The organism is Photobacterium sp. GJ3, assembly GCF_018199995.1.
Lineage (GTDB): Bacteria > Pseudomonadota > Gammaproteobacteria > Enterobacterales > Vibrionaceae > Photobacterium.
This window is the reverse complement of record NZ_CP073578.1, coordinates 2300475-2323887: the sequence shown is the minus strand read 5'-3', so window position 1 is coordinate 2323887 and position 23413 is coordinate 2300475. Positions and strand designations below refer to the sequence as shown.

The 23413-nt window shown below is 48.9% G+C and carries 23 protein-coding genes and 3 pseudogenes; 8 read left to right on the top strand and 18 right to left on the bottom strand.

The genetic code is table 11. From position 1 onward, the window contains the following. Positions 1-5: 5 nt before the first annotated feature. The 6 genes from KDD30_RS10490 to KDD30_RS10465 form a co-directional block, all read right to left on the bottom strand. Positions 6-398 carry a VOC family protein gene (locus KDD30_RS10490; RefSeq protein ID WP_211645827.1) on the bottom strand — a complete coding sequence of 131 codons (393 nt, stop codon included), beginning with the start codon at positions 396-398 and terminating at the stop codon, positions 6-8. Between the two features lie 80 nt (positions 399-478). After that, on the bottom strand, positions 479-862 hold the full coding sequence (locus KDD30_RS10485) for a hypothetical protein (RefSeq protein WP_211645826.1): 384 nt from the start codon (positions 860-862) through the stop codon (positions 479-481). Between the two features lie 12 nt (positions 863-874). Next, the gene (locus KDD30_RS10480; RefSeq protein WP_211645825.1) at positions 875-1429 is read right to left on the bottom strand and encodes a hypothetical protein; all 555 of its coding nucleotides are present in this window, start codon (positions 1427-1429) and stop codon (positions 875-877) included. Positions 1430-1509: 80 nt separating this feature from the next. Next, on the bottom strand, positions 1510-2295 hold the full coding sequence (locus KDD30_RS10475) for a hypothetical protein (RefSeq protein ID WP_211645824.1): 786 nt from the start codon (positions 2293-2295) through the stop codon (positions 1510-1512). A gap of 45 nt (positions 2296-2340) precedes the next feature. Next, on the bottom strand, positions 2341-3219 hold the full coding sequence (locus tag KDD30_RS10470; protein ID WP_211645823.1) for an EamA family transporter: 879 nt from the start codon (positions 3217-3219) through the stop codon (positions 2341-2343). A 799-nt stretch (positions 3220-4018) separates the two neighbouring features. After that, a complete protein-coding gene (locus KDD30_RS10465) occupies positions 4019-4984 on the bottom strand; it encodes a Fe(3+) dicitrate ABC transporter substrate-binding protein (protein ID WP_211645822.1) in 966 nt (321 codons plus the stop codon). Between the two features lie 291 nt (positions 4985-5275). Between KDD30_RS10465 and KDD30_RS10460 the strand changes: the two genes are divergently transcribed. From KDD30_RS10460 to rarD, 4 genes and pseudogenes are all read left to right on the top strand, one after another. Further along, positions 5276-6232 (top strand): HlyD family secretion protein, encoded by a 957-nt coding sequence (locus tag KDD30_RS10460; protein WP_211645821.1) that lies wholly within the window; start codon positions 5276-5278, stop codon positions 6230-6232. Beyond that, a complete protein-coding gene (locus KDD30_RS10455) occupies positions 6225-7151 on the top strand; it encodes an ABC transporter ATP-binding protein (protein ID WP_211645820.1) in 927 nt (308 codons plus the stop codon). The genes KDD30_RS10460 and KDD30_RS10455 overlap by 8 nt, the downstream gene beginning before the upstream one ends. Further along, a pseudogene (locus KDD30_RS10450) lies at positions 7148-8265 on the top strand (ABC transporter permease). Before KDD30_RS10455 ends, KDD30_RS10450 begins: the two are co-directional and overlap by 4 nt. A gap of 116 nt (positions 8266-8381) precedes the next feature. Then, positions 8382-9287 carry an EamA family transporter RarD gene (gene rarD, locus KDD30_RS10445; RefSeq protein ID WP_211645819.1) on the top strand — a complete coding sequence of 302 codons (906 nt, stop codon included), beginning with the start codon at positions 8382-8384 and terminating at the stop codon, positions 9285-9287. Between the two features lie 46 nt (positions 9288-9333). On the opposite strand, the gene KDD30_RS10440 is transcribed toward rarD, so the two are convergent. The 6 genes and pseudogenes from KDD30_RS10440 to KDD30_RS10415 form a co-directional block, all read right to left on the bottom strand. Next, the gene (locus tag KDD30_RS10440; protein WP_211645818.1) at positions 9334-10464 is read right to left on the bottom strand and encodes an HlyD family secretion protein; all 1131 of its coding nucleotides are present in this window, start codon (positions 10462-10464) and stop codon (positions 9334-9336) included. Next, positions 10464-10859, bottom strand: a complete 396-nt coding sequence (locus KDD30_RS10435; RefSeq protein WP_211645817.1) for a DUF3302 domain-containing protein — start codon at positions 10857-10859, stop codon at positions 10464-10466. Before KDD30_RS10435 ends, KDD30_RS10440 begins: the two co-directional genes overlap by 1 nt. 165 nt (positions 10860-11024) lie before the next feature. Continuing rightward, positions 11025-12035 carry a glycine betaine/L-proline ABC transporter substrate-binding protein ProX gene (gene proX, locus KDD30_RS10430; RefSeq protein ID WP_211645816.1) on the bottom strand — a complete coding sequence of 337 codons (1011 nt, stop codon included), beginning with the start codon at positions 12033-12035 and terminating at the stop codon, positions 11025-11027. A 10-nt stretch (positions 12036-12045) separates the two neighbouring features. Continuing rightward, the gene (gene proW, locus KDD30_RS10425) at positions 12046-13188 is read right to left on the bottom strand and encodes a glycine betaine/L-proline ABC transporter permease ProW (RefSeq protein ID WP_211645815.1); all 1143 of its coding nucleotides are present in this window, start codon (positions 13186-13188) and stop codon (positions 12046-12048) included. Between the two features lies 1 nt (position 13189). Then, positions 13190-14379 (bottom strand): annotated as a pseudogene (gene proV, locus KDD30_RS10420) (glycine betaine/L-proline ABC transporter ATP-binding protein ProV). A gap of 224 nt (positions 14380-14603) precedes the next feature. Next, entirely contained in the window at positions 14604-14882 is a 279-nt protein-coding gene (locus tag KDD30_RS10415; protein WP_211645814.1) for a hypothetical protein, read from the bottom strand. 311 nt (positions 14883-15193) lie between these two features. Between KDD30_RS10415 and KDD30_RS10410 the strand changes: the two genes are divergently transcribed. Both KDD30_RS10410 and KDD30_RS10405 read left to right on the top strand, forming a co-directional pair. Then, positions 15194-15418, top strand: coding sequence for a hypothetical protein (locus KDD30_RS10410; RefSeq protein WP_211645813.1), 225 nt, complete (start codon positions 15194-15196; stop codon positions 15416-15418). A gap of 361 nt (positions 15419-15779) precedes the next feature. After that, complete coding sequence (locus KDD30_RS10405) at positions 15780-16031, top strand: GlsB/YeaQ/YmgE family stress response membrane protein (protein WP_211645812.1); 252 nt, start codon at positions 15780-15782, stop codon at positions 16029-16031. Between the two features lie 55 nt (positions 16032-16086). Here KDD30_RS10405 and rsmS read toward each other — a convergent pair whose 3' ends face one another. The 5 genes and pseudogenes from rsmS to dinG all read right to left on the bottom strand — a co-directional run bounded on the left by rsmS (position 16087) and on the right by dinG (position 20700). Then, complete coding sequence (rsmS, locus tag KDD30_RS10400; RefSeq protein WP_211645811.1) at positions 16087-16293, bottom strand: pleiotropic regulatory protein RsmS; 207 nt, start codon at positions 16291-16293, stop codon at positions 16087-16089. Further along, positions 16290-17257, bottom strand: a pseudogene (locus tag KDD30_RS10395) (histone deacetylase). The gene rsmS and the pseudogene KDD30_RS10395 overlap by 4 nt, the downstream one beginning before the upstream one ends. Before the next feature lie 3 nt (positions 17258-17260). Further along, the gene (locus KDD30_RS10390; protein ID WP_211645810.1) at positions 17261-17815 is read right to left on the bottom strand and encodes a primosomal replication protein; all 555 of its coding nucleotides are present in this window, start codon (positions 17813-17815) and stop codon (positions 17261-17263) included. A gap of 14 nt (positions 17816-17829) precedes the next feature. Further along, complete coding sequence (locus KDD30_RS10385) at positions 17830-18603, bottom strand: TSUP family transporter (RefSeq protein ID WP_211645809.1); 774 nt, start codon at positions 18601-18603, stop codon at positions 17830-17832. Between the two features lie 6 nt (positions 18604-18609). After that, entirely contained in the window at positions 18610-20700 is a 2091-nt protein-coding gene (dinG, locus tag KDD30_RS10380; RefSeq protein WP_211645808.1) for an ATP-dependent DNA helicase DinG, read from the bottom strand. Positions 20701-21253: 553 nt separating this feature from the next. Between dinG and KDD30_RS10375 the strand changes: the two genes are divergently transcribed. Together KDD30_RS10375 and KDD30_RS10370 are read left to right on the top strand one after the other, a co-directional pair. After that, positions 21254-22189, top strand: a complete 936-nt coding sequence (locus KDD30_RS10375) for a porin (RefSeq protein WP_211649832.1) — start codon at positions 21254-21256, stop codon at positions 22187-22189. A 158-nt stretch (positions 22190-22347) separates the two neighbouring features. Then, a complete protein-coding gene (locus KDD30_RS10370) occupies positions 22348-22983 on the top strand; it encodes a DUF2057 domain-containing protein (protein WP_211645807.1) in 636 nt (211 codons plus the stop codon). A 37-nt stretch (positions 22984-23020) separates the two neighbouring features. On the opposite strand, the gene KDD30_RS10365 is transcribed toward KDD30_RS10370, so the two are convergent. Then, the gene (locus tag KDD30_RS10365) at positions 23021-23383 is read right to left on the bottom strand and encodes a TraR/DksA C4-type zinc finger protein (RefSeq protein WP_211645806.1); all 363 of its coding nucleotides are present in this window, start codon (positions 23381-23383) and stop codon (positions 23021-23023) included. Between the last annotated feature and the right edge of the window lie 30 nt (positions 23384-23413).

Sequence of the window (23413 nt, the reverse complement as noted above, 5' to 3'; positions counted from 1 at the left end):
CTCTGTTATATTTCATTTAAATGGCAGACAGCTTCCAGACGATTCCCGCAAGGATCATCGATAAAGCTGGCATAGTAGTTTCGGTGGTAATGTTTTCTTAATCCTGGCGTTCCCCCATCCCGACCACCCAGCAGTAGTCCCGTTTTATGGAAAGCGTCAACTTCTTCTCTGGATGATGCTTTAAAACACCAGTGTAACTTATTGTCTTTTTTCCAATCTGGAGATGAAAAAATAGATAGGTAGACTCGTTCTGGATGATCCTCATTTGCTCTTAAACCAAAACCAAGCCATTGTTCATCTTCCCCAATAAACTCTATTCCCAGAGTTTTCATCACGCCAAAGTAAAAATCGCGACATTCAGAAATAGACTGAACGCTAATTGAGATGTGGTCAATCAATGTTGAACTCCTGTAAAAATATGATAAATATCTGTGGCGCCATTTGAATTGCTTTATTCAGATACGTTAAACATTTAAGTTTATGTATATATTCGTTTTGCTGAATATAAAAAGCAATAAATTGTCCCAACAGAAATTGCCGGGAAAATGGTGATTAAAATTTCTGGTGTATTTGCTATCCAATGTGCTGTGGCTTGAACTAAAGTCATTCCACAACAGGCGGCTATAAATACAACAGAAAACTTCATCGTTGAATTTATTCCGTGAATGGAGTTGATTAAAAATTGCATAAACTGAGTCACAGAAAATGTCATTAATAAGCTACATGTTCCCTGAACTAGTCCAGCTTTGATGCCTAACCAAACACCATACTCTATATTGGAATAAATTGCCCAGCTTCCTTGGATTAAAAAGGCTAAAAGTGATGTGATCACACCAGACTTTAAACCTTCTGAAATATTCATCATAAATTCAATTTATTTTTTCAGCCAGGTTCCGTGTGTTTCATAATATTTAAGTGCATCTTCAACATAAAGATACATGAAGTAACCAACAATGTTTTTTCCTTTTGCTCGAGCATAATCATCTAATCGTCCATACTCTTTAAATCCCATAAGCCGCCATAGCTTCTCTGCATTACCATCACTTCTGACGTCCAGAATCGCGATATCACCTCCAATCTCTTTGATTTTTTCCAGTGTTACTTTCCAACCATCAAAGATGAGGCCATTACGATACTCAGGTAAAATGGTACAGCGCTTTACTTCAACAATATGTTTTCGAGCTGGCAAGGTTTGTTGAACGATCGTGACCATTGCTACGATTTTTCTTTCTTCATTACGAATAAATAAAATGTGACAATTATGACTGTCCATTTCACCGATCATCGCGTTAATTAATGAATCTTCTTGTTCCTGTGTCAGCGCTTCGTGGTATCCCATGGTTGTTTCATTTAGCGCTACAGCATTCATGAGTGTAAGCACATCAGCACGATCTTTTTCTGTGAAAGTTTTTGTCCACTCAAAATACATTCTCGATACCTATTTTATAGAATCTGTCAGTCAATCATTGAGCAGGGGAAAATAATTCCCCTGGTGGCATCGATTGAAATTTATTTCATTGTATTATGGATCTTTACTGCTGCAATCGGAGCAACGGCAGCATTCAAGGCATCATCTTTTTTAGTCTGATGACTCGTATCATAAACTTCAACAAAGTATGCACAGAATAATGCATGAATCTTGGTAAGATGCTCAATAAAACGCTGCTCGTCCTCATGTGTTTTAATGATACGCATGATAGAATTCCAGACCATATCTGTATGATCTTCATCAATATCTAATTGTAAGTGGGCGCGAGCACCAGTTGTTTTTTCTTTGCCTACATGCTTTTCCATGCGATCCAGCCAATCTGGCTGGGTTTTGGATGCCATGTATTCAAGATAGAAACCGCTAACCATAGAAGCCAGTGGATCCTCAACGGCCATCGTGTAATAAAAATAGCCATTCAGTAATTCAGTTGCAAAAGTTGGCTTGGTTGAGTATATCTCTTCATCCGTAACACCTACGGCATGCAGATCACGAGCAAACATACGGTCATGACGACCTTCTTCTGCACCATAAAGACCCCACTCTTTACAGAGCTGTGGATCTCGGGTTGCCCAATAATTTGCAATAAGCGGATCGACAGCACGTTTTAGTGCAATGCGGAGAATTGTTTCTATATTATGTCGTTTATACAAGTCCATGCTGAACTGTGACTCATCAAGCATTTTGTCGGCATTTTCTACTTTTTCATAAAATACTTGTTCAAATTTTACTAATAAATCATCAATCTTATTTCTAAAATTAGGGTTGAGTAGGCTTTCATAGGTATTATATGCTGCTGTGCTGGCCATTTTTCCTCCTGTATATTACGAGTGATTTTTCTGTTTAGTTGAAAGTTAAATTGCTTTTTCTCTTTTCAGAATCAAATATCCAAATTGGTTGATTAATAAACCAGAGAAAACAAGAATAGCGGTACTAACTTTATCAGTAGATAATTGCTCATTGAAAATAATGATTGAAGATATCATACCGAATATTGGAACCAGTAAAGTTAGTGGAGTAACCTGTGATGCCTGATAACGTATAAGAAGTTTATTCCAGACCATATAACCAAAAAGTGTTGTTGGATAAACCAGATAAAAAACAGAGCCGATCTCTATCCAGGTGATATGGCTTATGGCGGAGACGAATGGGTTGAAGCCATGAGTGATAATATCCATTAAAAACAAAGGGATTGGTGGGATTAAGCTTGACCAAATTAAAAAGCTGATAGAGCTTTTTATCTTCGTTTTCTTTACGATTATGTTCGCGACAGCCCAAGATAAAGCAGAAAGTACGATTAGAATTAAGCCAAGTTGAACAGGTTGGCTTGTCGAACCATTCACCATAAAAGATAATCCAACAAAAGCGATTATCATGCCAATGGCTTGATGGATTTGAATGCTTTCTTTAAAGATGAGTATACTGAGCGCTACAGTAAAAAACACTTGAAGTTGTAAGAGGAATGAAGCCATTCCAGCAGAAACCCCTAGGGATATTCCAAAAAATAAAAAACTGAATTGGAGCACACCCAAAAATAAACCATAAGCAAAGATGTATCGAAATGGCACATCTGGTTTCTTCACAAAAAAGATACACGGGAATACGCAGAAAAAGAAACGAAGTGCTGCTAGAAGATAAGGTGATAAATCAGCGAGCCCAATCTTAATGACAGAGAAATTAGCACCCCATATCATGGTAACAATTATGCCTAGTATTAAGTGTCTTTTTTGCATTAATTGATAGCCTTTTAAGATTTGATTTCATGATTATTTTGTCTGTATTTCAAAGTGAAATCAGGACGATATAAATAACTCTTGAATTGGTGAATATTATTACGCTTGAGATTAATAATATTCAATGACAAATAAATTATTATCTCACCTTTGTGATCTTTGTTTTTTATTAATGAGTAGTGATTTACTTATCATTTTCAAGAATAATTAATGATTTAGTGGATTTATATTCTTGTAAATATTAGTGATATAAAACTTTATGCTATAAATCAAAATGCTTATGTTTTGTTTTATTCCTATAAATATGTTTATTTTATGATAAAAATCATGATTTATTGTTTGCTATGGTTTTATTGGTTTTTATTTTTGTTTTATTCGGATGATATCTCTTTTGTGGGGTGTAGGTTAATCCTGTTAATACCTATGAGGTTTTGGGGTATTCTTTTCTGGTATTTTGGCGATGAGGTTCACGTTTTAATCAGGTTCTGCATTGAAGAGAAGCTAGGCATGTGCTGTTGATAGGTGTCCTTTGCAAGCCGTCGCCACGATTGAATGGCAAATAGGTACAGCCGCAATATCACTGTGTTGTGGTTTCATCGATCCAGCAGAGTGGATATCGCTTTATCATCTGTCATTGTTGAAGAGAGAACTTCGTCTATTCATGTTCTCCGTGATGAGTTTGTCGTTACCTTTGTTCAAATAGGTAGAAGTCAGACGCCGTGTACGTCTGACCACTGAATGTAAAAATGTTATGGGTTTGACAAGATGAAATGGTTATTTGGTCGCAGCAGCGAGTGGGTCATTGGTAAATCTTTTCTCTCACTGTCAAACCAGAATCATCTGTTCCTGTCCGTGTGATCGATTGTGGAAGTGTTTTCAGTAAGGTATCCGCCATCGACTCTGAGGCCAGCATGCCGCGGCAATGGGCCCAGTAATTTCCGTCAACGGTGTAGATGCGGGCTTGTTTGACGGCATTCAGATTTGCCCAGATTGGATCCTGTTGCCATTGTTGCAGAACATTGGCTTCACCCATGTCGCCGGACAGCAGAATGTCCGGGTTGATGCGGGTCATTTCATTCAGGCTGAGCTGTTGCAGCGCACGGTGATCCGCGCCAACGCTTTCGGGGACTTGCAGACCGACCGCTTTCAATACCCCACCCGGATAAGCGGAATCCGAATAAGCATAGATCCCACTTTCCAGTGCAATCGCAAATAAGATCCTCTGCGTGTTGAATGGTGTCAGTTGGAAAGCCATTTGTTTCATGAAGTCAGTGTGCTGTTGTAACCGGGCGGTCATGCGCGCTTCTTCACCGACTAAAGTACCAATCTGTGCGGCCACGGCGAGGTTTTCCTCATAGGTTTCCCCCCGGGAAGGCAGCATGACGGTGGGAGCAATCTGGCTCAGGGTGGCGTAACTGGCCTGATGACGATTGATATCGCCAATAATCAGATCGGGCTTCAGAGCGGCGATTTGTTCTAAATCCGGTGCAGTTTGTGCCCCCACGGATACCCAGTGCTGGAGCCGACGCCGGACAGAGGGATGGAGATTCAGCGGGTCATGATCATCGGCAATCCCCACAGGCGTCATATCAATGGCAGCCAGCGCATCGGTAAATGCATACGCCAGCGTGACGATTCGCTGAGGTGGCGCAGCCAGTTCGATGGTGTTCCCCAAACTGTCTGTAAAGCTGGCAGAAATGGCTGTCTTACTGGATAAAAGGAAAACGGTAAAAGCGATCCAGCGCAGATATTCCAACAGTGGCATGATACTCCCTTGATATGCAGAGAAATGTTTTACTCGATGCGGGTATTGAAGTGTTTTTCATTGCGGCCTCATTCTAAAGGCTTTCAAAGCCAGTACAAGGGGAAGGTCCGAAAGAGTTGAATTTCCTGTAAAAGTTCTGGATCGGGATCGATTCCCAGATGGCATATACCTGCATCGTTGCCAAAAACGACGGCATCGGACAAAAAAATACACAATACTTGTGCTAACGCATTGAAGTTTAGTGACTGTGCATTAGGATTTGATGCGTATCTGCTATGGAGTGGTTCATCAATGAATGCTTTCTCGTCCTCAATCCTGGTTGCTTTGGCGCTGCTGCTTGCCGGCTGCGATGCTTCCGTGTCGTCCGAGGCTCTGGGCACACTGGAACGGGATCGGATTACCCTGAGCGCAACTGCGAACGAAATCATTCGCTCACTTCCGGTTGCAGAAGGCACTCCGGTGAAGGCGGGAGACATTCTGGTGGCACTGGATTCGACACGTCAGGCCGCAACGCTTGCACAGGCAAAAGCGAAGCAGGCACAGGCAAAAGCTTATTTGTTACGGCTGACAAATGGGGAGCGGGTGGAGGATATTGCTGCCGCCAAAGCTCAGCTGGATCAGGCCCGGGCGCGTTTCATGGATGCCGAAAAAACTTATGTGCGGCGTCAGGCACTGGTGCGCGAGAAGCTGATTAGTGTGGCGGAACGGGACAATGCAAGAACAGAACGGGATGCGGCGCGGGCCGCGGTGACCGCCGCGCAGGAAAATCTGACGAAACTGACGCGTGGTGAGCGGCCGGAAGATATTCAGCAGGCGCAGGCACAACTGGAAGCGGCTGCCGCCAATGTTGCATTACAGCAGCGAATTCTGAGTGATTTAACCGTTGTGGCGACCCGCGACGGTATTCTGGACAGTCTGCCTTATAATCTGGGGGAACGGGTACCGGTCAATGCTGTTGTTGCGGTGATTCAGGCCGACACCCGTCCTTATGCCAGAGTCTATGTGCCCGAGCCTTACCGGGTTTTGCTACAACCCGGTCAAACCGCCGTGGTTCATATTGACGGGCACGACCAAACTTATGAAAGCACGCTGCGTTGGATTGCGACAGAACCTGCGTTCACACCTTATTATGCTTTGAATGAAGATGACCGGGCCCGACTGGTCTATCTGGCTGAATTTGATCTCCCTGCGGAAGCCAGCGACTTACCGTCCGGCGTCCCGGTTCAGGTGGAGATGCCTCTTGAGTGATATTGCAATCCAAGCGACCGGGCTGACCAAACGGTTTGGTGATTTTACTGCGGTCAATCAGCTCAACCTGCATGTCCCGAAAGGCACGATTTACGGATTTCTGGGGCCAAATGGTTGCGGTAAATCAACCACACTCAGGATGCTGACCGGTCTGCTGAGTCCCAGCGAGGGCAAGATTGATGTGCTGGGGTTCCCCATCCCGGAACAGGCTGAGGCACTTCGGTTGAAAATCGGGTACATGACGCAGAAGTTCTCACTCTATGAAGATTTATCGGTACAGGAAAATCTGCAATTCATTGGACAGATTTATGGTTTGCCGTCGCGAAAAATGAAACCCAGAATCGCAGAGCTGGCAGACACCTATCATCTGGATGCGCTGATGAAGCGCAGGGTCGGCAGTATGAGTGGCGGACAAAAACAGCGTTTGGCACTGGCCGCGGCTGTCATGCATCAGCCTGATTTACTGTTTCTGGATGAGCCGACTTCCGCAGTGGACCCACAGTCCAGACGGGACTTCTGGGAGCAGCTGTTTGACCTGTCGGATCAGGGAACGACGATTCTGGTCACGACGCATTACATGGATGAAGCCGAGCGTTGCCATGGGCTGGCGATTATGGAAGCCGGAGAAATCAAAGCGGATGGCCCACCCAGTGAGCTGATGGCAGGCATGGGCGTTAATGTGGTCGAGATTGAGGCTTCAGGGCTGAGACAGATGAAAGAGCGGCTACTGGCTTTGCCGGGCGTGGTTTCTGCAGCACAGCTGGGCATCCGGCTCAGGGTGCTGGTGCGAACGGATGAGGTCGATCCGATTGTCTGGTTGAGCGCACAACTGCCTGAGTTGTCTGACGCCGAACTGTCTCTTGTGCGGCCGAGCCTGGAAGATGTGTTCGTGACCAATACGGGAACGCGCAGACCATGAAGTTACTTGCAAGCTGTATCCGGATGAAAGCCATTCTGGTGAAGGAATTTCGTCAGTTGTCCCGGGATCGCATTACGTTCGGGATGGTGGTGATGATTCCCTTGATTCAACTGCTGCTGTTTGGATTTGCGATTAATACTGATGTTCGCAATATCCCGGTGGCTGTGGTCGATCAGAGCCAGTCTCAGTATGGCCGGATCATCATTGAGGCTGTGAAAGCCACACAGGTGGTGACCGTGGTGGAGAGCTTCGCCACCCCACAGGACGGAGAAGCGGCGATTACCGCCGGGACAGTGCGCGGTGTACTGGTGTTGCCCCGGGATTTGGATCAGCGTTTAGCACAGCAGCGAGAAGCGGGTCAGTGGCTGGTGGATGGCTCAGACACCATGGTCAGTTCGGCGTTGCTGCAATTACAAAACATGCCGGTTCAACATCTGGTGAAAGACTATAAAGCCAATCAGTCCAGTGTCATGACCCCCAGCTTTGAGGTGGCGCTCTACTTTAACCCCGAACGACGCACGGCGGTGAATATTGTGCCGGGCCTGCTGGGCGTCATTCTGACCATGACGATGATCCTGTTTACATCGGCAGCCATCGTCCGGGAGCGGGAACGGGGCAATCTTGAATTGCTGATTACGACGCCGGTCCGGTCATTGGAGCTCATGCTGGCTAAAATTGCGCCCTATATTGTGATCGGCCTGATTCAGGTGGTGATTATCCTCGGGCTGGGCCATTTTATTTTTGCCGTGCCGATCAATGGCACAGTGTCGCAAATCCTATGGGGAACACTGCTGTTTATTGCTGCCAGCCTGACTTTGGGACTGGTGATTTCGACCATCGCGCAGACGCAGTTGCAGGCAATGCAAATGACGGTCTTTATCTTGCTGCCTTCTATTTTGCTGTCCGGTTTTATGTTTCCTTATGAAGGCATGCCTGTTGCCGCCCAATGGATTGCCGAAGTGCTGCCTGCGACACATTTCATGCGCATCATCCGTGGCATTGTGCTTCGGGGGCGGATCTGAGCGAGCTCTGGCAAGATGCCTTGTGGTTGTTTGGATTTACCATACTCGGCTTACTGCTAGCGTCCTGGCGGTTTAAAAAGTCGCTCGACTAAAACCCTGCGTCGGCAACCTGTATCGAAAGCCGGACTTTCTGCAGTCATCCGGGACTGATGTGCGCTATGATGTCCGCGGTTTTCATTCCGGATCCGCAGCAGTTCAGGAGTTCGATGTGGGCAAAGGTGTTTTTCTTTCTGTTTTATCCTCCTGCCTTTTTGGCAGCATGTATTATTACGCCACATGGATGTCCCCTCTGGATGGAGAAGCCATCTTCAGCTGGCGGCTCTTATTCACACTGCCGTTTCTGACCGTTTTTTTGCTGGTCCGGAAAGAATGGCGCCAGGTTCGTGAAGTGATGTGCATGATTCGTCAGCGTCCGTTGCTCTGGATTGGCGTGCCGTTGTCAGCGCTGCTGCTGGGCATTCAGTTCTGGTTGTTTCTGTGGGCACCGATCAATGGCAGGGCGTTACCTGTGTCTTTGGGATACTTCATGATGCCGCTGGTGATGGTGGTGATGGGAAGGCTGATTTATCAGGACAGGCTGAGCGGGTTGCAGAAAATCGCCGTTGGGTTTGCCGTGTTCGGTGTTGCCAACAAGCTCTGGCTGTCGGGTGGGCTTTACTGGGAGACGCTGGTGGTCGCCATAGGTTATCCGGCTTATTTCATGCTGCGCCGCCAGTTAAAGACGGACAGTCTGGGTGGCTTGTGGTTTGATATGGCCCTGATGATTCCACCGGCATTCTGGTGGTTGTTCATCGAGCATGAAAGTCTGAGCATTTTCTCTGCTCATCCGCACCTCATTGGTCTGATTCTGGGACTGGGAATTTTAAGCGCTTTTGCTGTCGGCAGTTATATCGTCGCGAGCCGGTTACTGAGCTTCAGTCTGTTTGGTCTGCTGAGCTATGTGGAGCCGGTCTTGCTGGTGATTGTGTCTTTACTGCTTGGGGAAACCATCGCAGACGGAGAATGGCCGACGTATCTCTGTATTTGGGTCGCTGTGGCTTTCCTGATGATGGATTGCGTTCGCCAGATGCTAACCCAGCGCCAGTCTGTTCCGTCTTCGGTCGAAAAAGAATGAAGCCCGCCGTTGTGGGCAGGCTTCATCGTGCGGGATCGGGATGGGATTAGTGATCCAGATACAGATAATTCTGCCAGCTCTTCATGCGGATCAGAATTTTTCGCATCACAGCCAGATGGTGTGCATGATCTGAATAGACGGCGATTTCCATATTGGCCCCTAAAGGCAGCTTGTATTCACTGATGTCGTCGATCATCTTCAGGCGAACCAAAGGGCGACCCTGACGCATGAGCATGTCTGAGCCGTAGAGGACGCCTTGCGCCTGCGCCTGGCCTTCACCAATCGCCGGTAATACATCCACGACTTCAGCTCGGAACGCTTTGCCCGGTATCGCCCGGAAGATCACATCGGCTTCAAAACCCGGTTGCAGACGCAGCAGGGAATTCTGGCGGAATGCGCCAAGAATGAAATCGTCATCGGTGTTGATAAACGTCATGACCGGACGAAGCGGTAAGGGGACGGCCATCATTCCCGGACGGAGCAGCACCTGAGTGACAAAACCGCTGCCGGACGCCCGGACGACGGTAGAGTCCAGATTGAATCTGGCTTTGACCAGTTGTGCCTGAATCTGAGCGATACTGGTGTTTTCACCATTAATATTGGATTCATAAGCCAGTTTTGCCCGGCGCTCTTCGGCTTGGGCCGCTTCTAAGGCCGCTTCAGCACTGCGATAGAACTGCTCCCGGTTATCCACGTCTGCTTTGGTAAACGCACCCCGTTTGTAACCTGTGGCGTAGCGTTGATATTGCTGGTAGGTCCGATCCCGTTCAGCCTGTGCTTTGACTCGGGTCGACATCGCTGCTTTATAGGACGCTTCCTGGCCCAGCACATTTTGCCTTGTTTCTGCGAGTTGCGCTTCTAACCGGTCAACCTCGGCCTGAAATGGCGTGGGATCGATTTTAAAGAGGACATCGCCTTCCTGCAGAGGTGAGTTAGGTTTCACCGGGACTTCAATCACTTTACCACGCACATTCGGCATGATCGGTGTGCTGACATAATACTCGCCCCCAAAGCTGGTGTGGGGATGGTTATAGTTCATAAAGAGGACGAGTGCCCCGACCAGAAAAATGCCGCCGAGAACCGCCGTGGGGACCGTCCATTTATTCAGCGGGATCCGGAAGACTTTAAAAATGAAAATACAGATTGCCGCGTATGAGAGTACCAGGAGTGTTTCCATTATTGATTGCCCTCATGGGTCTGATTTTCACCGGGATTGGTGTCTGTATTTGCGTGTGTGTGGGGGTGTTTCAGTGTGGTGAGCTCTGTTTGTAATTGCTGAATCTGAGCTTCCATTTTGGTGATTTGCGACTGGAGCAATATCTGCTCTTCATGAACCTGCTGAAATCCCCAACCGCGCTCTTTGCGCCAAAGGGTGGCCCAAATCCATAAAAATGGCCAAAGTGCATGTAAAGTGAATAAACTGACCCATCCGGCATAATGGATAGCATCCTGGTGAGGATGTTCTCTTTCTTTGGCTATCTCATAAGGAATATCATGGATGGCAATGATGCCGTAAAACAGAACCAGGGCAACAAATATGAGTAAGCCCAGCGCAAAATAATCTAAAAACATGCAGTTACCATAAATCTTGAACGAATATCACAAGAATATATCGAAAGGGTAAACTTGGCAATTGTAAGGTTTTTGAGCGTCAGGTTAAGTACAGGCAAAGCAGGCCAGTGCTGCACTGGCCTGAGCGTCATTTGTCATAAAATTTGCATAATCATTAATTATGAATCACTTTTTTGCGGCTTGCTTGGCTTGTGAAACCCAACCATTAAAGAGCTGCTGATGCGACTTGATCCATCCATTGACGTGGTTCTCAATATCCTTCTGAGAATTCTGTCCCTGGCTCATCCGCATGTTTTGGGCACTGACATCGTTAATATTCAGGTTCATTACTTCAAACAGTTTGGCAGCCGCAGGGTTATCCTCAGCAAATTTCTTATTGGCGACGATGCGCATGCTGTTCATTTCGAAGCCATAATTTTTGCCGTTCGGCAGGGAAGTATCGACATTGTTACGCTCGCCGGGCAGGGCAGAGAACGGGACTTCCAGCCAGACCACGTCTTTCCCCGGCACCAGCACACCACTGACCCAGTATGGCGTCCAGGTGTAATACAGGATAGGAGACCCGTTGCGGTAGCGGGAAATGGTGTCTGCAATGATGGCAGCATAGTTGCCCTGATTATGAGTGATTGTCTCCCGCAGGCCGAAGGCGTCCAATTGGTGTTCAATCACACCCTCGCAGCCCCAGCCGGGGTTGCAGCCGGTTAAATCGGCCTTGCCGTCGTTGTTGGCATCAAACAGTTTGGCCAGCTTCGGATCTTTCAATTGACTGATATTGGTGATGCCATATTGGTCCGCAGTCTTTTTATCGATCAGGTAACCCTGAGCGGCACCTTTGATGTAGTAGCCTTTGCGGTAGAACTTTTCGTCACCGCCTGATTTGATGAATTTATCTTTATGAAGCGGCGCCCAGTTGACGGCCAGAAAGGTGGCATCGCCGTTCGCGATTGAGGTGTAGCCGACGTTGTAATCCACTTCTTTGGTTGGCAGGACTTCATAGCCGAGCGCTTCGAGTGCCTTGTTGACGATAAGCGTCTGAAAGGTTTCTTCAGCCACGGTGCTTTGCACGGGCTGAACGGTGACACCGGCCCCCGGCAGATCTTCCGCGCTGACAGAAAATGAAACGGCACTGGCAAGTAGTGCTGTGGTGAATGAGAGTGACTTCCAGGATGTTGTCATGTGCTTCTCCTCAGGATTGTGAAGGGGTCGTCAGTTGAGGTGTTTCGTCTTTTTTGAACCGACGGTAGATAAAACCAATAGGGCCATGTTCATACCAGTGACGATAAGCCCGGCCACGTTCAGAGGCGCCCATTGCCTGAGTCAGCCGATCGAGCAGGATGGCAAGAATCACGATCCCCAGTCCCCCGATAGCCGCCAGTCCCATATCCAGCCGGCCGATACCGCGCAGGACCATCTGGCCAAGTCCGCCAACGGCAATCATCGATGCGATCACAACCATCGACAGCGCCAGCATCAGAGTCTGGTTGACCCCGGCCATGATGGTTGGCATCGCCAGCGGCAACTGAACTTTATAAAGCATTTGTTTCGGATTGGCGCCAAACGAGTGGGCAGCCTCAATCAGTTCTTCCGGCACCTGACGGATGCCGAGAATGGTCAGCCGGATAATCGGTGGCAGTGCAAAGATAATGGTGACCACAACACCCGGCACGTTTCCGATCCCGAATAGCATGACAATCGGCACCAGATAGACGAAGGCGGGTGTGGTCTGCATGGCATCCAGTATCGGCCGGATAATTTTGGCTGCACTTTCACTGCGCGCCAGCCAGATTCCAGTCGGGAGACCGATCAGCAGACAGAAAAAAACCGAGGTCAGCACCAGTGCCAGCGTGACCATGGCCTGTTCCCAGGCCCCGATCGCGCCGATCAGCAACAGAGAAATGACAGAAGCAATCCCCATTCGTGCCCCGGCAATCTGCCAGGCCAGAATCATGATCAGAAAGATCATCAGTAACGCTGGTGTTGATTGCAGGGTGGCCTGAAACGCCGTGAGAATATAGTCAATCGGGACACTGATGGCCTGAAAAGCGGGCCGGAAATTGACGACCAGCCAGTTGATCCCGTCTTCAACCCAGCGGTCAAAAGGGATCAGGGCATCCTGAAAAGGGTGCATCCAGTCGATGGCCGGATCGGCCGGAGGGGCTGTGGCTTCGTTCAGCCAGTCAGAGCCTGAATTGGGTGTCGAGCTGGCCGCGTTCCCCCAGGGATCGGTCGCGGTGCTGTCTGTTGGGGTGGTTGCCGACCATGGGTCTTGCTGGGCCGGTGCTGCCTCTGTGGCTGGCACCGAGGATTCGGTGTGATTTTCCTGACTCATCTCAGGCCTCCCGGTCGAGTGTTTGTAGGAGGCGGGCTTTGGTGATCACGCCATGATAATGCTGCTGTTCATCCACAACGGGCACGCCGTAAGGCAAGGAAGCGACCTGACCAATCATGTCGCCCAGCGGGGTGTTTGGCAGAAAGGTGACTGAGTCGTTGAGCAGGGCATGCCCGAGGGTTTGATCAGATTTTGCTGCAACCTGCAGGGTTTCGGTTGAAACAATACCGACATACTGGTTTCGACGGTCAACGACAATCCCGTAATCGCGGTCATGGTCATTCAGTAACTGAAGCGCCGCGCGGGGCCATCGGTTTCCCCTTTTTTGATCACTGTTACCTGATGCTTTCGGGCGATGTCTTTGGCGGTAAATACATTGGTGACATCCACACCTTTGAAAAAAGAACGCACGTAATCATTGGCGGGGCGATGGAGGATTTCATCAGGCGTGCCCACCTGAACCACTTCGCCGTTTTGCATGATGGCAATGCGATCGCCAATACGCATGGCTTCGTCCAGATCATGTGAAATGAACACCACGGTGCGCCGATCGTCACTTTGCAGTCGGATCAGTTCGTCCTGCATTTCAGTCCGGATCAGCGGGTCCAGTGCGGAAAAAGCCTCATCCATCAGCAGGATGTCGGGATCGTTGGCCAGCGCGCGGGCCAGTCCGACCCGCTGCTTCATCCCGCCGGATAATTCATCAGGGTAGGAGGCTGCATTGGCATCCAGTCCGACCCGAGCCAGTGCTTTCAGGGCTGTTTTATAACGGGTGTCTTTATCGACACCCGCCAGATCTAGACCAAAGGCGGTATTGTCAATCACCGTCATATGCGGCATCAGTGCAAAGGATTGGAAGACCATGCTGATATTGTTTCGCCTGACGGCTCGAAGTTCTTCTGCGGAAATGCTGGCAATGTCTTTGCCATCCAGCAGCACCTGCCCACGGGTAGGTTCAATCAGGCGGTTCAGTAGTCTGACGAGAGTGGATTTACCCGAGCCGGAAAGGCCCATGACGACGAAGATTTCACCTTCGTTGATAGATAACGTGGCATCTTTGACCCCGACCGTCAGGCCGGTTTTTTCGAAGATGGCATCCTTGTTGAGTCCTTGTTCAAGGAGAGGGAACGCCCGTTCCGGAGCGCTGCCGAACACCTTGTAGAGGTTTTTTACTTCCAGTTTGACAGTCATCGATATGGTCCGTCCTTCAACTATCTCTGCACATCTGTCAGGAAATCTTGACAAATAAAACTTTTGCACTCTAAACAATTATGGCAGGTCTTTCAAAGTGATATGGATTTTATTTGACTGAGACCACAAGTGTATGTGTGCTGAAATGGCCTGAAATTTTGATACTTCGTTCAAAAACACATGCTTTTAAAGATTGGATGGAATCGAAAAGATAAGCTGGATTATTAGAGTTCAATTGGTTTTCTGTGTGTTGGAAGTGTGACCCGGAAACAATTCATGGGGGACGATTGGTTGCCCTCCAGCTGAATTTCACCGCCGTGGATCTGTGCGATATCCCGGATGATGGACATTCCCAGCCCCGCGCTGCGCCGTTGCCAGCAAAGTGTAAGTTCGAGCGTAAATTCTGTTTTGAGGCGTTTAGATTGTTCTGTGTTTTTCCGGAAAGGATGATCTCTGTCAATATGCATCATAGTTAACAAGTTAGAATCATCATTGCTGCCCATCGCATATCCCCTTTTCAGGTGTGTCTCATCACGTTAGTGGGGGAAACTTAAGAATCAATGAAGGCATAAAAATCTGATGAAAAAAACAGTAAGCCTTATATGGCAGTGTGATTGGTTGCGTTTAATCTTTGATGTCTAAGCGGCTGGTATTTGTGAATTTATACGCACAAACCTGCTGGTAAGGCCAGATTATTGAGGCCTATATCAATTTTTGACATGGATTTTACGTTTAACATAAATGTCACATGATGATTTTTTATTGTCATATTTTGCTGCGAAGATGACGGCCAGGCAAAGGAGTACGGACCGCAATGAACATGAAAATTCGCGCTAATCACCTGGAGCCAATGGGGTTCGATGAATTCTCCAGGCTGATTGATATGATGCCAGCGACACGCAGTCCGATAAAAGTTGAACCGTTAGCGGGCCATTTGAACACTCAGCATAAGGCGGGTCGTTCAGGAAAGATTTTCGATTTATCGCAGTCGGTCTCACCTGAGATCAGACAGGGATTACGTCTGGTGAATGGTTATTGAGCCGACGCAGTCTGATGCGAGTGTCAGTGAATGAATCGCGTGGCCTGTAAATCGTTGAATTGCCATTCAATGTATTTTCCATACTCAACCTCACAATCCCCAGACACATTTTCAGGCAGGGAGCCTGAATTTGCTGCCATTTTCTTCGAATGCTGCTAAATGCGTGTACATGATTTACTGTTTCAGGTGCGTCTGCCCTGACACGTATTTCTTCTGAGTCACGATCAATCAGGCCCGGTAGAATATCGCCGGGCTTTTTTTGTCAGAAATCACGTGATCACCGCTTTTCCGATACACACACAGTGAAAAATCTCAGCTAAGCTTCTTTTGAAACAGTTGATTACCGAGTGAGGAGCGAACAATGGGCATTTTTTCCTGGATTATTCTGGGTCTGATCGCTGGCGCATTGGCAAAATGGCTGATGCCGGGTAAAGATGGTGGCGGCTGGATTATCACCATGGCTCTGGGGGTCGTCGGGGCCTTTGTCGGCGGCTGGGTCGGCAGTCTGATTGGTCTTGGGCCAGTCACCGGGGTAAACATTGGCAGTATTATCACCGCGACATTGGGCGCTTTCATTGTGTTGCTGGTTTACAACAAGTTTATCCGCTCGTAGCCGATCTGATCTGAAAGAAGAAAGCCGCTTTTCTGAATTGATAAGCGGCTTTCTGTTATTCGTCTGTCGCTGACTGGTTCGCCGCGGGAGATGCATGGGCAACTTTCGCCTGCAGATCGGCCTGAACGATTTCCAGCGCAGCCAGCGCCAGTTCAGGGGCAATACCATTCGTTTCCAGCAGGTAAATCAAATCGACTGCTAATTGCACCTCTTTCGGTGCGTCTGCCAAAGACGGGGACTGAGGGTTGTGTGGCTGTGTCATGCTTTCTCCTGAGTGTCGCGTGCCGCGATACGCTGTTCGGGGTGGCGCTCCGGCTGATGGACAGACAGTGCTGCCAGAAATAACTGGGCGTGAATCTCCACCAGTTGCTGATGATCATCCCGGTATCCGCCGCCGACGACAGCTGCCAGTGGGATGTCTGCAGCCTTACATTGACGGATCACCAGCTGGTCCCGCTCAAAAATGCCTTCAGTTGTGACCTGAAAATATCCCAGCGCATCATGCTGGTGGATATCGACACCGGCGTCATAAATCACCAGATCCGGCTGATGCTGTGCCAGTGCCAGATTCAGAACGGCGCTGAACACTTCCAGATAGTCTTCCGTGTTCGTTTCCCGGGGTAAGGCGAGATCGATATCTGAATCAGGCTTACGGGCCGGAAAATTTTTATCGCAATGAACTGAAAAAGTAATGATATTGCTGTCTTCTGCCAGTAATGTCGCCGTTCCGTCGCCCTGATGGACATCGCAATCGACAATCAGAACGCGATCAATGCCCGGCAGTGTCAATGCGTGCCGGGCCGCAAATGCCAGATCGTTGACCAGGCAGAACCCACTGCCAAAATCATGATGTGCGTGATGGTAACCGCCACTCAGGTGCAGACTGATCCCGTGCTGATAAGCCAGATCGACGGTCAGGCGGGTGCCTGCTGTGGAAGTCAGGGTGCGCTCAATCAGCTGCGGACTCCAGGGAAAACCAATTCGCCGCATTTTTGCTGCGGGCAGGGTGTTCTGAAGCAGATGATCGATATACGTCGCCTGATGCAACGTTTTCAATTCTTCCGGCGTTACGGGCTCTGGCTGGAAAAATGAGATATCTGCCCAGTCCGCCATCTGCAGGGTTTGAGTGAGGTGTAAGTACAGCCGCTCATACTTGGTGATCGGATAGCGGTGTTGTGGGGCAGCACCAATTCAGAATAGACAGGGTGATAAACCAGAGGCAGCATGATTTAACCTTTTCGCTCCCGGCGGGCAATCTGTTGTTCAATTTTAGCCGTGGCTTGCTGACAACGTTGCAATCGGCCTTCCAAAGCGAGCAGTTGTTGCTGAAGCGGTTGTTTTTGATCTGCCTGAGTGACTTGCTCCAGGGCAAAAGCTTTGTCTTTCACCATGGCTGCCAGTCGTCGTTCCCAGTCCTGATGCTGTGCCAGATCATCGTAAAGCTGATGTATGCTCTTCTGGGTCCGGACCTGATATTTAGGCTCAGCTTCGCGGATCTGCTTGGTCGCCATCTCGCGCTGAATGGCTTGGATCTGCGTCAGAATCCTTTCACACACGTAGGCTGCCCGGTCCCGATGTAACCGTCCGGAAGCCTGCTCGTTTTGCAGCGCCTGAATTTCCTGCTGGATTTCCCGGATGCAGGGCATCACGAAACGGGAACGGCCATGGAACAGCTGAGGATCAAACAGCGCTTTGGCGCTTTCTCCCCGCTGATGATCCAGGGCTTCTGCCTGGGGGATCAGTTGCGCTACCAAATCAGATAGACGGCTGAGATCTTTGGACACATGAGACTCCTTACTTACACCCAGGCTTGCCAGGCCAGCCGGACAGCCAGCGCAACGACCACAGTGACAAATACCGGCCGGATGAAGCGGCTGCCAAATCGAATCGCAGAATGCGCGCCGATAAAAGCCCCCAGCATCAGGCAGACTCCCATGGTTAAACCCAGTGCGATATTGATATGACCGAGTATGGCAAATGTGATCAGCGAGGTCAGGTTACTGGTAAAGTTCATGGCTTTAGCCAGACCGGATGCGAGCAAAATGTTCAGGCGGTACAAAGCCATATTGGAAACAGTCCAGAAAGCACCGGTCCCCGGTCCGGCAAGGCCGTCATAAAAACCCAGACTGGCACCCTGAATCCATTGCTTCTTTTTGAAACGGGAACAAGGCGTCGGCAGCTGATGACTGTCTGCTTTTGGATGCGGATGCCAGATCGTATACACGGCTGCCGCCAGAATGATGAGCGGCAGGACTTTTTCCAGCCATTCTGTGCTGATGATATCGACCACTAAAGTGCCGACAATGGCACCAATCAGCGTCGCAATGAAAGAGGTTTTCCAGAATGCCGGAGAAAACAGTTGTTTCCGGTAATAGGTCAGGGCTGCAGTTGATGATGCAAAGGTTGCTGCCAGTTTATTGGTTCCCAGTGCAATGTGCGGGGGTAATCCCAGAGACAATAATGCTGGAACGGTCAGCATCCCGCCGCCACCGGCAACGGCATCAATAAATCCTGCGGCCAGAGCGACCAGACCGAGGATGAGTATCATGCCCGGATCTAACATTTCAATCATGAATTATCATTTTCGTTCGATGGCGTGTTCTATTACGCGTTTAAATGGGGGCAATGAATCAAGCAGTGCTTTGCCGTAACGCTTTGAAATGATCCGACGGTCAAGCAGCACAACTCTACCAAAGTCCTGCTCTTTTCGCAGCAATCTCCCGACAGATTGAATCAGCTTTTTACTGGCTTCCGGGACGGCGATCTGTAAAAACGGGTTGCCGCCCCGGCTTTCAATGTATTCTGCATGCGCTTCTTCAACCGGGGAGGTCGGTACGGCAAAGGGAATTTTGGTGATAATTAAATTTCTGAGCAAATGGCCCGGCAAATCAAGCCCTTCAGAAAAACTGCCAGTGCCGAACAGAATACTGGCTTTGCCCTGATCACAGTTCTGCTTGTGTTTGTCCAGAAGAATACTGCGTGATTCTTCCCCCTGCACCAGTAGATCCCAGCCATTTTTCTGGCATAGGGGCCGAATGGATTCTGCGACTTTGTTCATTTGCCAGTATGAAGCAAACAGAACCAGGCTGGCTGTTTCTCCTTCCAGATATTCTGGCAGGGTGTCGATCAGCAGATCGGTAAATTGTTCAGCCTGGGGTTCATAGCGCATGTGCGGGATCACCAGACGTCCGTTGTTCTGGTAGTCAAACGGTGAGGCCAGCGCCAGAAATTTCGTGCCTTCGTTTTCCTGAATGCCTGCCTGCCGGCAGAAATAGCTGAACTGGTTGAGGGCCCGCAGTGTGGCTGACACTAAAATGGCACCCGCCGCGCGGCTCCACAACAGCTGATCCAGTCGGTAGCCAATCTCAAGCGGTGAAACCTGAACAATATAGTCGCCTTCCTGCTCCGGACTTTTTTCCAGCCAGCGTGCGAGCGGCGCGCCATAGTCTTTGTCCGGCTGTGCCATCAGCGTCCAGACTTTTTCCAGATTTTCTAAGCGCTGCAAATAAAACCCCGATTCCGATAACGCAGGCTCAGCGGTTCGAGCCGGGACTTCATCCTCTTTCAGGCGTTCGGTGATCATCTCGTGAATTTTGGTCAGAGATTGCCGGGCCTTTTTACTGGCATCCCGGCATCCTTGCGCTTCTTCCGCCAGCCAGGCAGGGAGCTCCCCATGGGGAAAACGGTAACTGCCGTCTTTACTGAACATGCCCGGATCAATTTGCCCGGACAACTGCCTGAATGTGGGCACCAGGTGCTGAATCGATTCCTGAAGCGCACTCTGAAAACGGCCGGCTTTTTGCGGGTCAGCCAGCTCGGCAAGCTTACTCACCGACTGATTCAGCTTTTCCAGCCAGTTTCCTGCACCTTTCAGGCTGGCAGCCGCGGCAGAAAAGTCGCGGGCAACCTGTGGCAGATGATGGGCTTCGTCAATGGTGTAAATGGTCTGTTCCGGCTCCGGCAGAATAACACCGCCCCCCAGCTCCAGATCGGCCATCAGCAGTGCATGGTTGGCAATGATGATGTCCGCTTTATCTAAATGTTCCCTTGCTTTGGCAAAAGGACACTGGCGATGTTTGGCCATGCCGGAACTGCAACTGTGCTTGTCCGACACAATTTGTTGCCAGACCCGATCGGGAATGACTGTCGGCCAACTGTCCCGGTCGCCGTCCCACTTATTTTGCTGCCATGCAGCCAGCAGACGCTTGAGCAGGCTGAGATCAGATTTTTTGGGTTTTTCCTGCCACAGCGCGAGCTGGTTGTCGTCTTGTCCCAGACAACTGGCTTCCAGTCGGTGTGCGCAGCAATAGCGTTGTCGGCCTTTTGCCAGAATAAAGCTGAACTCTTTCGGAAAAATCTGAGCAAAGAGCGGTAAATCTTTGTGGACCAACTGTTCTTGTAACGCAACCGTCGCCGTTGCAATCAGTACTTTCTTATTATGGAACAGCGCGTAGGGCACACAGCCCAGTAAGTAAGAGAGTGATTTTCCGATCCCCGTGCCGGCTTCCGCAACCAGCATCCGATGTTTTGCGTGATATTCGCCTGCCAGTGTTTTTGCGATTTCAGCAACCAGATAGTTTTGCGCGCGACGCGGAATAAAGTGATCTAATTGTCCACTCAGGTTGGTATAGCACTGTTTTATGTCTGTTTTAATCTGGTTATGAAGCATGGGTTGAAACTTAATCTGGGCAGGGAAATACATTATAACACGATGCTCGGTCAGGGTGTGGTTTGCCTGTGACTTCGGCAGTTTTGATTTGAAATGAGATTTTCCTCACGAAATAAGATTGAACCCGGATTTAATACAGTGTGCGTTTGGATTGCTTTGGTGTTTTATTTGGTGTCTTTTGGTGTTTTGGTCCTTTGTTTTTTATTTTTGGTTTCTTAATTCCTGTTTTTTAGTGAATTATTTTGTATTTTATCGCTATTAAGTAACCATTAAATTCCATGTGATATGTATGGGTATGTAAGTTTTTTGTTGTGTTTTTTGTTTAAGTGATTGAATTTAAAGGTTGTAATAAAAGCGTGTTGTTACAATGCGAGAATTTGACATCACAATAAAATCTCTGTCAGGATGAGTCTCGCAAGTTACGCCATTCTGGCATGGCGTGCTTTTCACCAAAAAACAGGTGTGAAGCCAAGTATGCCGGGAAGGGATATAAAAAAAGCAAAAGGGATTCTGGAAATAGGAATTCCATCCATAAGAAAAGGCAGTGGATATCATGAAAAAAACGCTAATTGCACTATCTGTACTAGCTGCAGGCTCTGCAAACGCTTCTGTAAACCTGCTGGACCAGAACGGTGTTCTGGTTGACCTGTCAGGTTCTGCTGAAGTTCAGTTCGCCAAAAAAATTACTGAAAAAAGCCTAGATACTGATCCTTCAATCCGTCTGGATGATGGTGACATCACGCTGAACACGACTATTCCAGTAAACAACAACCTGAACGTAGTTGCTGGTCTGAGCTTTGACTTGTCAAACACTGATGCAAATGGCAATACTACAGATTTCTTCAACGATGAACTGTACGCGGGCTTCCAGGGCGCTGACTTTGGTACTGTGACGTTCGGTCGTCAGTTCCTGATCACTGATGATGCAGGTATTGGTAAAGACTACGAACTGGGTCTGGAGCAACTGAATCTGGGTAAAACTCAGGGCAGCGAAGTTGTTAAATACGTTTATGACAACGGTCAGTTCTACTTTGGTGCTTCTCATGACATCAATGCGAACGACAATGGCGGCATCACTGATGCACGTCTGGGTGCACGTTTCGGTGGTCTGGATGTTCGTGGTTACTACTATGCGTCTGAAGACGTTATTACTGACATGAACAAAACTGGTGCTGATGTAAATGCCTATAATATCGAAGCAGAGTATGTGTTTGGTGCAGTAGCACTGGCCGCTTCTTTCGGTAATGTAGATATTGATAACGCTGGTGATTCTGATGTAATCGAAGCAGCAGGCTCTTACACCATGGGCAAAAATACCTTTGCTCTGGGCTATGTCTATGCTGACGCTGACGAAACAAACAACGTTTACGCTAACGTCACTCACCAACTGCACAGCAACGTGAAGCTATATGCTGAACTGGGCTGGGCTGACGGTGATGTTAAAGAGTACGACCTGGGCTACGTGGCTGGTATGGAAGTTCTGTTCTAAGAACGGTTCTTTCCAGAATACAGAGATTGCAAAAGCCGCCTTTTTTGGGCGGCTTTTTTGTATCTTGTCTTTTTGTCGGCGAGCGGGCTATTGCAGACCGCTTGATTATGGCAGCATAGACAGCTTCAGTTGAAGTGATAACAAATAGAAGATTGGCGATGAAAAAAATCATATTTCTGGCCAGCCTGTTTGCGGTGCAAGCGCAGGCGGCCACGCTGTCGGTTACCGACGGCATTGAACTTCTGGTGGTGGATGGAAAGCAGGTGCAGGGCTCGTTCTGGTCTCAGGCAGCAGAGGTTGAACTGACACCGGGAAAACATCAGATTGTTGTCCGTTACGATAAAGAGCTCAAAAACGGTAGCCGGAATACCATGTATACCACCCGTCCGTATCTGTTTGAGCTGGAGATGCCGTCGCAGGACGCTGAGATCAGCTTGCCGGCGCTGGTTGCCTACAGCCAGGCGCAGGCTTATTTTCAGCGCGATCCTGAATGGACCCTGATGTTAGAAGACGGCAGCCAGCGCACGCTTGCTTTTACGGAGCTGAAAGGAGATGGCTTTGCCGCGTTCAGCGATATGGAAGCATTGGTTGCTGAATATAACCGCCAAAACGGGATCACCTTTGAGCAAGGCTACGCTGTCGATTTACAGCAAGCCGTCGTCAAAGTTGATGCGGGCGGCAAAGTAGAAGTGACCGGTGATGCACTGGCACAGCTGAAACTCTGGTACAGCAAAGCACAACCGGAAGAGAAAGCAGCTTTCCAGACCTGGATGAAATCGCAGACGCAGCCTTAAGTGAAACGGGGGCGGCAGCCCACACCAGCGCTGAGCTTCAGCGCTGGTGATGATATTTACTGTGTGACTGGCATTGGCGGCAACGCGGCTGTGCCGGATCGGCAGCCAGAACCTCGGATTCGATGGGCTCTTCGCAGTCGGCACAGATCCCGTAGAGATCCAGTCGGATAGCACATAAAGCGGCATCGATGGCTTCAAGCCGGTGGGCATGCTGGCGGAGCTGAGGATCGGCGCTCAGGGTTGTGAACTTCAGCAGTTCGTTGATCGTACAGTCAGCGGTTGTGGATTCGGGCTGCGTTTGCCGGTGGTGTTTTTCCAACGCGGCATAGAGCGAGGCCGACAGCGACTGATACTCTTGCTCCAGCCGGAGACATTGCTGTTTCAGGTACTCACTATTCATCGAGATGCTCCATTGTAGACTGGATCACAG

Bases quoted from the DNA above. Each gene is read 5' to 3' on its own strand.
- KDD30_RS10480 (WP_211645825.1), bottom strand. From the start codon at position 1,429: ATGTATTTTGAGTGGACAAAAACTTTCACAGAAAAAGATCGTGCTGAT.
- KDD30_RS10435 (WP_211645817.1), bottom strand. From the start codon at position 10,859: ATGTTTTTAGATTATTTTGCGCTGGGCTTACTCATATTTGTTGCCCTG.
- KDD30_RS10465 (WP_211645822.1), bottom strand. From the start codon at position 4,984: ATGCCACTGTTGGAATATCTGCGCTGGATCGCTTTTACCGTTTTCCTT.
- KDD30_RS10365 (WP_211645806.1), bottom strand. From the start codon at position 23,383: ATGAATAGTGAGTACCTGAAACAGCAATGTCTCCGGCTGGAGCAAGAG.
- rsmS (WP_211645811.1), bottom strand. From the start codon at position 16,293: ATGACACAGCCACACAACCCTCAGTCCCCGTCTTTGGCAGACGCACCG.
- KDD30_RS10440 (WP_211645818.1), bottom strand. From the start codon at position 10,464: ATGGAAACACTCCTGGTACTCTCATACGCGGCAATCTGTATTTTCATT.
- KDD30_RS10460 (WP_211645821.1), top strand. From the start codon at position 5,276: ATGAATGCTTTCTCGTCCTCAATCCTGGTTGCTTTGGCGCTGCTGCTT.
- KDD30_RS10485 (WP_211645826.1), bottom strand. From the start codon at position 862: ATGAATATTTCAGAAGGTTTAAAGTCTGGTGTGATCACATCACTTTTA.
- KDD30_RS10370 (WP_211645807.1), top strand. From the start codon at position 22,348: ATGAAAAAAATCATATTTCTGGCCAGCCTGTTTGCGGTGCAAGCGCAG.
- proX (WP_211645816.1), bottom strand. From the start codon at position 12,035: ATGACAACATCCTGGAAGTCACTCTCATTCACCACAGCACTACTTGCC.
- dinG (WP_211645808.1), bottom strand. From the start codon at position 20,700: ATGCTTCATAACCAGATTAAAACAGACATAAAACAGTGCTATACCAAC.
- KDD30_RS10385 (WP_211645809.1), bottom strand. From the start codon at position 18,603: ATGATTGAAATGTTAGATCCGGGCATGATACTCATCCTCGGTCTGGTC.
- KDD30_RS10405 (WP_211645812.1), top strand. From the start codon at position 15,780: ATGGGCATTTTTTCCTGGATTATTCTGGGTCTGATCGCTGGCGCATTG.
- KDD30_RS10415 (WP_211645814.1), bottom strand. From the start codon at position 14,882: ATGGGCAGCAATGATGATTCTAACTTGTTAACTATGATGCATATTGAC.
- proW (WP_211645815.1), bottom strand. From the start codon at position 13,188: ATGAGTCAGGAAAATCACACCGAATCCTCGGTGCCAGCCACAGAGGCA.
- KDD30_RS10475 (WP_211645824.1), bottom strand. From the start codon at position 2,295: ATGGCCAGCACAGCAGCATATAATACCTATGAAAGCCTACTCAACCCT.
- KDD30_RS10375 (WP_211649832.1), top strand. From the start codon at position 21,254: ATGAAAAAAACGCTAATTGCACTATCTGTACTAGCTGCAGGCTCTGCA.
- KDD30_RS10410 (WP_211645813.1), top strand. From the start codon at position 15,194: ATGAACATGAAAATTCGCGCTAATCACCTGGAGCCAATGGGGTTCGAT.
- KDD30_RS10470 (WP_211645823.1), bottom strand. From the start codon at position 3,219: ATGCAAAAAAGACACTTAATACTAGGCATAATTGTTACCATGATATGG.